Here is a 12,641-nt window from a genome sequence, read left to right as displayed (position 1 = left end):
GTATAACTGCTATGAAATCAACGCACGAACAGCTACCCACCCGGATTTATTTTTCTTGTTGTCGTGGTTCCATACTGCCTGCAGGGAGACCGTTTGGCCAGTTTCCCACCCATGGGCACGAATCAATCCCGGAGGCACAAAAATCTGTTCAAGAAATCCGAACCCACCATCAAGCACTCGCAAGCTCCCAGTAGCACAGCGGCTCACACTTGCGGGAGGATTTTGCTGGGTAGCCAGTACCGACAACACATCAACCCGCGGCTGACCTTCTTTGTTGGTCCGATGGCGCAGCCGTACTTCCAAACTGTCGCCGGGCACTGGCTCGGGCAGATTGTGCTGCGGATACTTGAAGGTGCCTTGCTCCTGAGGACTGAGCACGAAACCAGCCGTCTGTTTTGCTGCGTTAGTGTAAGTCACCACGGCGCACCGGGCAGGAACTACGTCCCAAGGTTGCCCAATCGGCCGGTCGGTTAGTTGTAGAATCCGGTTGCGACCTGCTTCCGCTTGCAGGCGAACTTGTAGCGGATGTCCAAGCTGGCGCTTGCTCAACCATGCATAGCGCTTTAGCGGGACCCTCACGGGTGGAGTATCGGGCATCAGCAGCACCCGGGCCGCAGCAGGTTTTTCATCGGTGGCCTCTATAATGTCTAGTAGCACAGCTGGCTGCCAAAGCAAGTCGCCGTAGAGCAACTCATCTGCTTGCTCTAGCCAGCGGAAGTGCTGCTTTTTGTTGGGTTGGCCGGCAGTTACGCACCAAGGTTCGGCTAGCTGCTGCCGCAGTATAGCCGGCACATGGTACCCCTCGGCATCTTTGTGCGCAACTAGAAGCCGAAGTTGATGAGCAGCCTCTGCCTGAAAGCCCGCGTCACGCAAGAGGTAAAATAAGGCCTCCCGCACCTTACCCAAGAAGTGTTCTTCGGTGCGACAGTTAGCGGCCCTGTAGTAGCAAGCTAGGGTTGCGGCCTCATTGGTTGGTCGTAACACCTCGCCTAGCAGCTGCCAAGCCCAATAGTCGGTACTCTTCTGCCTTACCACGGGCATCAATGCCTGTAAGGCTGCCGTCAGGTCGTCGCCCAAGGCCACCAGCAATTTAGCGCGCTGATACGGCAGCCACTGGTATTCCGGATGCTCGGTGGTAACGACCTCCAACAGGAGCAATAAGGCCTCTGCCTCCCGGCGCCAGTGCGGTACCTGGCCGCCAACCAGGGCCCGATGAGCGGCATCCCCGGTGCGGCTCTTTTGTAGCGACTCAGCCAGCTGATTGGCCCAGGCACCATAGGCCCGCTCGGCATTGGATGGCAGCTTACGGGCTTTACCGGAGGCCTTGTCTGTTATCGTATCCTGAACAAAATCTTCGGCTCGCAGCAAGTTCAGGTTCCACCAAGCTAGCCAACCATCTGGTAAGTAGTCTTTTACCTTCAAAGCCGCCTGTAGCAGCACAGATCTGCCTCGGCTGGGTACCAACTCCGTTTGCCACTGGAGCATGCTGCGCAGCAGTTCGGTGATGATGGCTCCGGGCACCGGTTGGCGGGAAGCCAGGTCGGCCAGCAGGCGGCGCAACTCCCAGAAAACAGACTCTTCCCGACTGACGCAGGGCACCAGGCTTAGGTCGGCTAGCTTCTGCAGGCAGCGCCCCGCCGCCCGTCCGTCGACTCCTGCTACGGCTTGCCGAAAATAGGCAAGCAGTACCTGGTGAATGTCAATCTGATTGAACACGCTTTCAGGGCGCAGCCGGTAATTCTCTTCGGCCAACTGATACGCTTGTTTTAGTTGGCCAGTGCGGCACAGTTCACTTACGGCAGCCATATAACGGAATGTGATGGATGAGGAAAGGTGGAATGCTAATCCAGAGATTGAAGGATGGCATGCACCTTTTCCAGTAAGGTTTGGGAATTATGCTGCTCTACACGCACGCCCGTGATTCGTCCTTTTTTGTCGTAGTCCAGCATCAGCACCGCTCGGCCAGAGTTATCCTGCACCTGGTAGCGTTCCGCGTAAGGCTTGTGTTGAATAGCCAGGATGCTGACGGCCTGCCGCTGAGCCTGTTCAGCAAACTGTTCGTAGAAACCAGCTAGGGCTGGTGGTGCATCCATTGGAAAATCTACTTGCTGCATATTCACCGCCTCCGGGAGCGGAGCGCTTAGGTGGCTGACTGCAGATTCCGTGATGGGTGAAACCGGACCCGTAGGCTGCACGGAGCTCAGCGGCTGGTCTTTTTTATAGTACACCAACACTTGGCCCCGCTCCTGCCCTTTGCGCATGGTATAGCGCTCGGCATGGGGCAGTGACTCCACGGTTTCAATTTCTGCCCCTAACTCTTGCAGTTGGTGTGCTACGCGCCGAAACTGTTGCTTCTGCGGTTCGGGCCGGCTACCGATACCCAACCGTGCTTCCAAAGCGTCGAGTGGGTCGAAACGAGCCGTTTGGGCCGTCACTACTTCGGGAAAAAGCGGCACGCTGGGACGGGGAGCCTGCGTAGCGGGGTCGAAGACTCGCATCTGTTGCCAGGGTGTGAAATCAGCTGCATTGAGCAAGTATAATTGGTGGCTGGCGCGGGTCAGGGCCGTGTACACCCAGCGAAAATAATGCGCGTGTTGCCGCCCGGAGAAGCCCTGAAAATCGACAAAAGCGGTGTGCCAGGTGCCGCCCTGCGCTTTGTGACAGGTTATGGCGTAGCCGTACTTGGCGCGAATAGCATGGAAATGCTCATCCTGCCGCAGGAAGCTGCTGAATTCGGGATGGTTGTCGTCGTAGCTGAGCTGCTGACGGCAGCGCATCACTGCATCCACATACAGTGCCTTAGTTTCTTCCGGTCGTAAAGCGCTGTCAGCTGAATTCAGAAAGCTATCAAGCAGCAGACGCTCCACCTCGTAAGTGGAGTTGTCGGGGCGAGTTACTCGCAGGCGCACGGCGCGCCACGTCAGCCGCACCAGCACGGCTGCTTTGTTGATATGCACCTTCACTTGCCGGGTATAGGCCAAGCCAGCATGCTGCACCTCGACAAAATCGCCGTTGTATAGCGGTTCCAGGGGGCTCAGGTAATTGTTCTGGGTAATAATAAGCCGGTCGCCGGCCTGCACCTGCGTTTGATCCGGGAAAAAGTGGGCCCGCACCTGTTGGTTGTACTGCCGGGCTAGATTGTTGGAGTACGTAATCATGATGGCCCGGCTACCAGCATGTGGCCCGCCTCCTGCCTGCAGGTAAGCAGGCAGCAACTTGCCCGGTGGCACATCCTGCACGTCGGGGCTACGCTGCAAGCGCAGACCAGCAAACTGCCCGGTACGCAGGCATTCGCGCACCGCAGTCGCATTGGCCAGAATGCCGCTATCAGCCTGCTGGCGCACCACATCGGTCAGCTCTACTTCGCGCACCGGTACGCTGCCGAGCCGGCGACGCAACTCCGCCGCATCTAGGGCCAGTGAGTCCCGGTCGCCGACGGGCGGCAGCTGCGCACGGTCGCCGACGAGTAATATCTTATAGCCATTCTGCGCCGTGGGTTGCACGAAGCGCAACAGATCTGTAAGCAGGTGCCCGCTCCCAAGCCGAAAAAATTCGGACTCGCTGAAGGCATCCCCAATCATAGAGGCCTCGTCCACCACGAACACCGTACCTAGCGGCCACTGATTGTTAGCTAGGTCAAAGAAAAACTTGAACGACTTATCGGCATCGGCCCGGCCTGTTTGCAGGGGCTTCAGGGCAGAGTAGTCGTAGATGCCCCGATGGATAGTGCTGGCTTCGCGCTGGGTTTGCTGGCGCAATACACCAGCAGCTCGCCCGGTGGGGGCTAATAACACAGCGGGGCGCGACAGTTCGGCCAGCAGGGTTTTCAGCAGGAAGGTTTTGCCAGTACCCGCGTAGCCGCGCAGCAAGAATACAGGCTCGTTCGGCTGTTGCAGAAAGGAGCGGAAGGCGGCGAGGGCAGCCTGCTGAGCCGGAGTGAGTGACATAACTTAGGATGGCTAATACTTAGAAACCTGTGCTCCAACGGCTATCAAGCTTCGGAAATAACCCAAGTCCTCATCGACCACCAGCCGTCTGTCCAGCAGAGAATTAAACTCTTCGCAGGAGGTTTCGGGTAGCAGGGCGCAGGAAGCACAGGCGGCCAAGTTCAGCCCACCCACACCCTGGCCCTGCTCATCAGTGTGCCAGCAGATGGGGTCGGCGGCACAGTCAGTGGCGCGGTGCAGAGCCGAGCGTAGCAGGCCAGGCAACTTGCCGGTGCGGGCCAGCGACACCAGACCACCATAGCTTCCTTCGGCGCCGGCAATGGTGTAGAGCAGCAAGCCCTGCATGCCGGGACCCACGTAAAGGCGCTCCTGCAACGAGGTGGCCGGGTAGCCGCACAAGAACTCGAGTTCCTTGATAAGCAAGTGTGAAAGGGTGTGTAGCAGCACCCGGCGCGGAGTAGCCACACGGGCCGCGCCGGGCGAGCCGGCGGGCAGGCGGCCTTGGTTTTGCACCAGCTGCCGCAGATGTGCTACTACGGCGGGTTGCTGCTCCCAAGCCGTTAGCTGAGCCGGATCGAGGGAGAAGAACAATCCTTCGCCGTAGTTTTCCACCCCCAGCAACGTGTGGGTCCGGAGCTTGTAGCGCGTGGTGTAGCGCCGCCGGATGCTTACGGGGCTGCCGGCTTCGTCCTGGGCCAGGTAAGCGTCCCGATCCAAAGGCTGCTGCCGGGTATAAGAAGTTTGCACGGAGGTCATTTTGAGCCGATCCAGCCGCAGACCCAGACCCATACCCGGCACATCCGACCAGTCCACGGGTTGGGCCAGCAGGTCTGGGCTGCCGTCGGGGCTGACCGTAGCGGCTTCCGTTGTCAGGTAAGCGTATTCGGCCCGTCGATACTCTTCCTCGCCTGGCTCGCTTGGCTCGGGTAAAGGTGGTGGGGGACGGCGCACTACAAAATCTTCAGCCTGTAACCGGTCAAACTCCTGCTGAGTAAGTTCTATCTGATATGTCCTAAACAATAGCCGTAGAATATTCTTGACGGGCATCTCATCCTCGTACTGCACCTTCAACCATGCGCCGATTTCGGGCGTTATGCCGGCCGTTCCGGCCATGGGCTGTACCAACGCAGGCTGCTTGCCCGGCAAGTACAGGCTCTGAACAATGTGGGGGTAATACACGCTGTTACTGGCTCGCAGTACTGGTTTCATCGGAACGCCCGGCCGCGGGTGGTCCCGCTCGGAGTCCCGGACGCGGTAGGCCTCCATGGCTTCTTCAGGCACACGCAGATTAAACAGCCCTGAGAGGGTAGCGCTGCCCAGTAGTTCGGAAGATCCATCGCCGCGCCGGCGGCGGGCTTCAATACGAATGCCTTTCAGGTCGGTGAAGCGGCCTGAGGTGCGGTAATACAACTCTATTCCTTCGGGCAGTTCCGCCTCTACATCCAGTGTCAGCTTACCGCTTTCCTCCAACTCGTCAGCGCCGGGCTCATTCGCTCCGGAATCGTCGTCGGCAGCAAAAGCGGCGTAGCGGTGGCGCAGGGCCCAGGCGGGCCAGGGCACATCGGCCAGCGAGCCAGCCGGCGAGGTCATTACAAAGCGTACCTGCTCCAGCGTCTGCCAACGGGCAGTGCCTTGCTGCTGATGGAAACAATAGTCGCAACGCGGGGCCTCGTCAAAGCGTAGGGTTTCGGCGGGTGATTTGCGGCCGGCCGTCCGGTACCATTGTTGGCGCCACTGGTCGTAATGGTCGAAACGGGCGCAACTGGGGCAGTACATCCACTTTGGGAAATACTCCACAGCCACGCGAGGCGGGCTAGGTGCCCCCGCGAAGGCCAATGGCCGGTTGTAGGGCATCCGTGAGAGGCGGCGTAGCTCTGTAAAGACGGACCGCAGGCGGGCCAGCAGCCGGTCGTCGTTGAGGCGGTTTTCGTCGCGGTTGACTTTATTAGTGGTCACATAGGGCCACTCGCTGGCTGACAGGACGCGCAGGGCGCCCAGGCGCGACTCTATTAGGGAGCCGACACCGCCATAGGAGCTGCACAGCTTTCGGGTTTGAAGCGAATCAGTGGTGGGCATGAAGTGCGGGAAAGAAAGCCGGCTATTAGAGAGTAGGCATAACAGGGGGAGCAACTGCCGGGACGGGGGCCAGGATGCCCAGGGTGGTTTCGGTATCCACGTCGCGCATGGAGGTCGGCAGATTCCAGAAATTGGGCTGAGCAGCCGAGCCAGGCTCCTTGGTGAGCAAGGGAGTATTGTGCTTTTTGCCCTTGTACTTGAGGGGCTTGCCGATGGCGTGCGCGGCCTGGAGCCGGTCCAGCCAGTCATGGGCCAGGATGGCCGCGCGCTGCTCCAGATTGGCGGCCAGGGCAGGGTCAGCGTCGAGAGAAGCGGTCAGCAACTCGGTCAATTCCGTGGCCATTTCCCACGTAAATCCGGTAGCTTCTTTGCCCTTGTGATGCCGGACCCAGGTCACCAGTAGGCTGTTTAGCATCCGGTCCAGCGTTTGAGGGGTGAAGGGCGTGAGACTGAGCGGCTCTACAAACTTGTAATACGCCTGGTTGAAGCTGGTGTACTGCTCGAAGATGGATTTTTCTCGGGTGCGGTTAGCATCGAGCAGCGAAAACACCACCCCTGTGGTGTTGCGGGCCACGCGCGAGCTGGCCTGGATGTACTCGGCGCTGTTGCGCGGCTGCCCGCAGAGCACCATCAGGTTGAGGCGGCTGATGTCGATTCCCACAGAAAGCATATTGCTAGCCAGCACCAGGTCCACGCCTGCTGCTACCCGGCGCTGGTCGCCGGGCGCGTCGTTGAGCTTAAGTGGCTCGCCCAGTTCATGCAAGGCGTCCTTTATCTTGTTGCTTTCCACGCGGCTAGTCAGCTCGCGGGTACGGCTCATCAGGCCGTAGTACAGCCACTGCCGGCCGGGGCCTTCGAGGCCTCGGTGCTGGTGCCCGGCCTGTACCAGCCCAAACACCTCAGAGCTAATCTTATTGTACATCTTGCCCACATCGCGCAGGCTGTTGTAGTAAAGCACCAGCGTCCAGTACGGGTCTAGGGCAGTGAGAGCCGCATCCTCCGTAGGACTAGCCGGGCGCAGAGCGCGCCAAGCTTCGCTACGGGCCAGCAGTAGCAGCGAGGTAAGCTGGAGTTGCATGTCCAGGTTGGTTTTGCCGGTGGCCATTACCCCCACATGCCGGCGCTGACTAGCAGGCGTGTTGTAAGCAAAGAACGAGTCGTCGTACCGGATACCGGCTGGTGGGAACACCGCCACCGACCGGTCGTATAGGGCACGCACCTGGGCCGAGGTATTGCGCGTGGTAGCGGTGGAGGCAATTATTTTGGGCGGGCGCTGGCCCAGGCGGTCGGTACACAGCGCCAGCACCAGGCGCTCGAACAGCCCGGTCAATGAGCCCAGCGGCCCGCTGAGCAGGTGTAACTCGTCTTGAATAATGAGGCCGGGCGGAGCCACTCCGTTTTGCGAGAAAAAGCGGCCGGCCTGCTCTTTGTGCGGTAGCATGGCAAATTTATCGACCGTAGCGAAGAGCAGCGTGGGCGGAGTAGCGTACAACTCCTCGTCCACCACGTGTACGGGCACGGGACAGCTGCCTTGGTCGGCGGCATCGCGCTGGCCGAAGTGGCAGCGACGGTTTAGGCAAGTGAGCTGGCCGCGGGCATCGAATCCGGTTTGGTAGAGGCCGTCTACCCGGCTTATGCTCTCGCAGCCACACCACGGACAGGCGGCCAGCTGAAATACGTTTTTGTAGAATTTACGGGGTGTGCCAGCCGGCAGATGATTGGCTAGCTGCACTTCCTGCAACAGCTCCTGGTATGCCTGGCCGGCTTCGGCACGGGTGTTAGGCGTAGTGGCCTGGCCCACCCACAGGCCTAGCGTGAGCGGCTCACGGCCCAACACACGCTGGCCGGCATCGTTACGCCAGTGCGTGCGCAGAAACTCCAAGGCACAGAGCAGGCGCGAAGCCCGCTCCGACTGCTGGGTAGTGAGCAGGCGCAGGGTATAGCGCATGAGCACGGCCACCCCCTGCTGCCCCCGTGGCCCGCCGTGCCAGCGCCGCCAGATAATGCTTAGCGCCGTGACGGCCAGGTAGGCCTCGGTTTTGCCGCCCCCGGTCGGGAACCAGATAAGGTCTACCAGCTCCCGGTCTGATAGCGACTTCTGCTCCGACTCGGCCGGCTCGCGCACCTCATTTACGGTTACGGAGTTCAAGCTTAGCAGCAGAAAGGCCAGTTGAAACGGCCGGTAGCTGAACGGCTCGTGGCCTCCCCCCTCGCGCTTGCGCCGGCCGGGGTGCTGACGAAACGCTTCCAGATCGGTGTAGCTAGTGGCGGCGAATCGGGCGGCAAAGTCGGCGTGGGACTTGGTTTCGCCGGCGTAAGCTGGGTCATCCGACACTATCATTTGCATCAGCATGGCCGTATTAGCCCGCCGGAAGGCTTCGCGCACGGCTTCGTTGCTTTCCAGCAGCGTTACGGCGTGGCGCATGCGCGCCAAGGCCTGTCCCTGCGCCTGCAGCAGCGGCGTGTAACAGGACTCATCGGCGGGGTGGCGCGTAGCGTCGAGGCGCTGTTGCGTGGTCCACCGCTCGTACTCATCGAGGAACGCCGTTAGCAGCGCCACGAGGCGCGGGGCGGGGTACTGCTCAGCTCCCCAATGCGAGAGGGTGCGCAGCATCAGCACCTCCCGTAAGTCCTGGTAGCGAGCCGGGCTGGCATCGGGCGGCAGCCGCAACTGGTTGCTCACGCCGGGCACATCCACGGTGGGGAAAAATGTGGAGCTGATGGCCTGAGGCGCGCCCCCTCTGGGGGAGCGGGCCAGCACACGGCGGCCCCGTGCCCGATACCGTAGGCCAGGCAGTCGCGGTACTGGTAGTTGAGGATGGCGGCTTCCTGGTCGCCGGTCAGGGTATGGGTACGGTCGGGCTTGTAGGGCAGCAGGGGCACCCCGTCTGGCAAAGCAGCCATTAGCTCCACCTGAAACCGGCACTTCGCGTTCAGGTGCTCGTTGGCGTTGCTGAACTGCCGGGCCGGGTGCCGCTCGGCGGCGTTGTGCACCAGCACCTTTACGTAGCGGCGAGCGGGGTCGGCAAGGCGTGCGGGGTCGGGGGCTACCGTGTAGGCTTTCACCCAGCACACCATGCCGGTGGGGCCATCGGCCGGAACCTCGTACTTCTTTTCGGATTTCGGTTCCATGGGCCGCAGGTCGGCCGCGAACTGCCACTCGAAGGGCACGCGCTGCCACAGGCGGGCGGCAGGACGCAGCAGCTTTTCCAGGGCTGCTACCCCGGGGCTGCCGTGCAGGGCATGGCTACGGCTGCCCAGGCGGTCTACCTCTGCGTAGTCGCGGGTGCGGGGGCGGCGGCTCGTACCCTCGGGAGCTGCCAGCAGGGCCAAGGCAGCGGAGGCTTCGTCGTACGACAGCTTGCGGTGCAGCCCATCGCTGAGGGCCGGGCGCAGCCTCTCCCACTCGTTGGGAGCCAGCGTCACGGCTAGGGCATCGGTGCCGGCTTGCCAGGGGCGGTAGCTGGCGCCGCGCACGGTGATAAGCAGGACGGGCGCCTCGGCGGGCACACAGCAGGTCAGGCCCAGGCTGCTGGGGAAGTAATGATTGGCGGCAGCGTACTCGTCGCGGGACTCGGCGGCCTCGCCGGCTGATGCGGCAGCTGGGGCGACGCCGGGTGCAAAGCCAGCTTCCGCGTGGTTTTCCGTGCCGAAAACCGCGTCTGCGGATGCATCGTGGGGCAGGTCATCCGCAGCTTCGTTGCGGGTCAGGCGCTCGGCCTCCTCGCCCGGCGTCACCTCGGCTTCGCGGTCCGGAAACAGGATACCGGTGTAATAGCGCTGCAGGGGGAAGTCGTCGAGCACCTCGGTAGCGGCGGGGCCCAGGTACATATCACTGCCCGGCCCCAACAGCGACTGGTGCAGGCGGGAGGTAAAAAACTCACGGGTCTCGGGATAAGCCGTCATATCTCCAATGGGGGTAAACTTTTATTTGCGGCGCACCTGGTGCACGGTACGCTCCACGGCGCTCAGCAGCACCATCTCACGGGTGTCGGCATCGAGGCTATTAAGCAGGGGGCCGCTGGTACCAGTAAGGCGGTAGCGCAGCACATCATCGCTCAGGCCCTTGCCCAGGGCCACCGCCAGCTGCTGAAACTTGCCGCGGCAGTGCTTCACCTCCTCCACGGCGCCTGGTGCCAGCAGCGCACAGCTGGGCAGCTCGTGCCACTCGGCTAGGGTATGCAGAGCAGGCAGCGTGGTAGGGTCGCCGGGGAAGCGGCGGCGGCCATCCAGATAGGCTTGCAAGGTCTGCAGGCCCACGTCGAGGCCACCCCGCTCCTGCAAAGCACGGTAAAGGCTGTGGGTATGCTTGTAGCAGCCGGCCAGCTGCCGCAGCGCCTGCTGCCAAAGCCGGGAAGCCCGGTCGATGCGCTGGACCAGCCCGCCGCGGTCGTGCTGGCGCAGAATCTGCTCGATGAGCTGGCGCTGGTCGTTTTCGTAAAACAGCACCTCCTGGCCCACTTCCACCTGATCGGCGTGCACCGGCACCCAGCCTGGCTGGCCAGCCGCATCGGCGGTAGGCTCGCGGCGCAACACGCGGGTATGGCCGTCCAGCTCGGTGGCGTAGCCGTCGGTGAACGTGAAGGCGAAGAGCTGGCCGCTGGCGCGGCCGCGCTGCCGCTCGGTGGCGTAGCGCGTATCGCCTACGGCGTAGAGCTCAGCAAAATAATCGAGCTGTTCGTTCTCGGAAAATACCGGCTTTGCCCCCACCAGTGAGCGGTCGGACCAGGTAGGGCCGGCCAGCTGCTCGTAGGTTTTGCCCAGCAGCGCGGCACGGCCACTGGCCCGCAGCTGAGCCTGCTCCTGCTGCTGTTGGCGCAGCAGGGTACGCTCGTACAGACCGTCTTCCACCTCAGCCAGCAGCAGCAAGCACACCGGGCCGGGAGCGGTTTGCAGCAGGGCCAGTTGGTCGCGGTTGAACAGGAAGGGCACGGCCACCACATCGTCGGCCGTCAGCGCCCCGTTGAGCAGGCGGCGCCGCAGATTGTCGGCGGTGCCCAGCAGAGGCAGCACGGTAACGCCCGGCATGCCCTGCCACACGGACTGCAGGGCCGCCAGGCTTTCCCGGTCGGCCGTGATGAGCAGGGAGCGGCCGTCGTCCTGGGCTTCCTCAGCTAGCTGACGCAAGCACTGGTGCTTGGGGCTGTGCTGCTGGTAGTAGGTCAGCAGGGCCGTAAAGGCCGCGTGCAACTGCCGGGCCACTGCCTGCCGCTCTGGCCAGCGGCGGTCGGCCTCTATAAAGGCATCGGTTAGCTCGTCGTTGTCTTCGCCGAGGCAATCGGCTACGGTGTGGGTTAGCTCTTCCAGGTAGCGGCGGCTGGGGCTGCTTTCGGCGCCGGGTGGCAGGGCGAAGCGCAGGCAGCGGTGCAGCAGGTTCCAGACCATAGGCAGGCGCACGGGCCGCACGTCGGGGCTGGCTGGCTGACTCAGGCCCATTAAGATGCTCCGTAGGGCCTCCACTAGCGCGGGCAGGTCGGCGGCTCCGTCATCGGGCGCGGGCAGCGGGGCGGCTATCAGCTGCACGGGGTCGGGCGGGGCCTGGGGGCCGCGGGCCTCGGTGCGCGTCCAGGGCCACACGTCGCAGCCAGGGGTTTCGCCCACGCCCAGGTCGGGGCCCCAGAAGGTGAGGCTGGCCCACTGCTGCTGCTCGTAGGCCTGCACCAGCTGCGCTACCCGCAGGGAATTGCCCACGGCACGCTTGCCTACCACACTCAGGTTCCAGGTTTTAATACCGGCCCATTTGCGGCGCACTTCCAGCGCTTCCGTCAGCGAGCTTACCACATGGATAGAGGGCGCGAAGGGAAGATTCCAGCTATCCGCGCTGCCTTGGCGCCGGCTGCGCCACAGGGTGGGCACGCCACGCAGCTTGCCTAATACGTCGGCTTCAAACCCTGCGTAGCGCAGCTCGGTGGGTACCAACAGAATGGTGTGGCCGCCGTGGGGCCGGGGCAGACTGTCTTTGTCGGCCAAGCGAAATACCTGTTGGGCCTGGCGGGTGCCAGCCAATAGCTTTTCCAGCCAGGCTTGGTAATTCAGGAACCGGTAGCCGGCCCGGCGGTCATCGAGCAGGCCCGCAAACTCGAAGGGAGCCACCAGCCGGCGGCAGTCGGTGGCAGCCACCTGGCGGACGCGGTTGTCGCTCACGCGGCGCAAGCTGACCTGGCCAGCAGCGTTAGGCGGAGCCAGGACCAGCCAGATATCCTTGGCGTGGAATACGTGGTCGTCCTTTTTCAGTGGAACTCCGCCGCCGTGGCCTACCGGCGCTTCGTGGCCCGCCAGCCAGGCAGCGGCCGTGGCGGCGCGTAGCCCGCAGGTCAGGTCGTCGGTGTAGGCGGGCAGGGCCACAAACAACGGCCGGGGCGCTGGCCCTGCTGACTACCGCGCTGCCGTTGGCGCACCAACAAGGCCGCGTTCAGCCACTCAAATTCGGTGAGCGGCAGCGCCTCGGGCTGCCAGGTGCGGCGCAGGGGCGTTAGCAGCTCGTGCTGCAGCTGCCCATACAGGGTATCAGACTCGGTGGGAGTAGAAGAAAGGACCATAGGCGCAATAGGATGTACAACGGGAATAGGCCACAACAACGCCAGTCGAGCAAAACAGCGCTGGCGGGGCTAAGAAGCG

7 protein-coding genes are annotated in these 12,641 nt (G+C 62.5%); all 7 read right to left on the bottom strand.

Annotated elements, in window-relative coordinates:
• Positions 1-9 precede the first annotated feature (9 nt).
• The 7 genes from MUN84_RS18705 to MUN84_RS18675 are packed head-to-tail and all read right to left on the bottom strand — an operon-like array spanning position 10 to position 12,562.
• Complete coding sequence (locus tag MUN84_RS18705; RefSeq protein WP_244695483.1) at positions 10-1,806, bottom strand: DUF7017 domain-containing protein; 1,797 nt, start codon at positions 1,804-1,806, stop codon at positions 10-12.
• Between the two features lie 35 nt (positions 1,807-1,841).
• Complete coding sequence (locus MUN84_RS18700) at positions 1,842-3,947, bottom strand: ATP-dependent RecD-like DNA helicase (RefSeq protein WP_244695482.1); 2,106 nt, start codon at positions 3,945-3,947, stop codon at positions 1,842-1,844.
• 12 nt (positions 3,948-3,959) lie between these two features.
• Positions 3,960-6,023: a DUF1998 domain-containing protein gene (locus MUN84_RS18695; protein WP_244695481.1), complete on the bottom strand. Its 2,064-nt coding sequence runs from the start codon at positions 6,021-6,023 to the stop codon at positions 3,960-3,962.
• 25 nt (positions 6,024-6,048) lie between these two features.
• The gene (locus MUN84_RS18690) at positions 6,049-8,784 is read right to left on the bottom strand and encodes a DEAD/DEAH box helicase (protein ID WP_244695480.1); all 2,736 of its coding nucleotides are present in this window, start codon (positions 8,782-8,784) and stop codon (positions 6,049-6,051) included.
• The gene (locus MUN84_RS18685) at positions 8,703-9,929 is read right to left on the bottom strand and encodes a hypothetical protein (RefSeq protein ID WP_244695479.1); all 1,227 of its coding nucleotides are present in this window, start codon (positions 9,927-9,929) and stop codon (positions 8,703-8,705) included. Before MUN84_RS18685 ends, MUN84_RS18690 begins: the two co-directional genes overlap by 82 nt.
• Before the next feature lie 21 nt (positions 9,930-9,950).
• Positions 9,951-12,368, bottom strand: a complete 2,418-nt coding sequence (locus MUN84_RS18680) for a hypothetical protein (protein WP_244695478.1) — start codon at positions 12,366-12,368, stop codon at positions 9,951-9,953.
• Positions 12,338-12,562 carry a hypothetical protein gene (locus MUN84_RS18675; RefSeq protein ID WP_244695477.1) on the bottom strand — a complete coding sequence of 75 codons (225 nt, stop codon included), beginning with the start codon at positions 12,560-12,562 and terminating at the stop codon, positions 12,338-12,340. The genes MUN84_RS18680 and MUN84_RS18675 overlap by 31 nt, the downstream gene beginning before the upstream one ends.
• Positions 12,563-12,641 lie beyond the last annotated feature (79 nt).

The organism is Hymenobacter sp. 5516J-16, assembly GCF_022919335.1.
Lineage (GTDB): Bacteria > Bacteroidota > Bacteroidia > Cytophagales > Hymenobacteraceae > Hymenobacter > Hymenobacter sublimis.
This window is presented reverse-complemented; position numbering and strand designations above follow the sequence as displayed.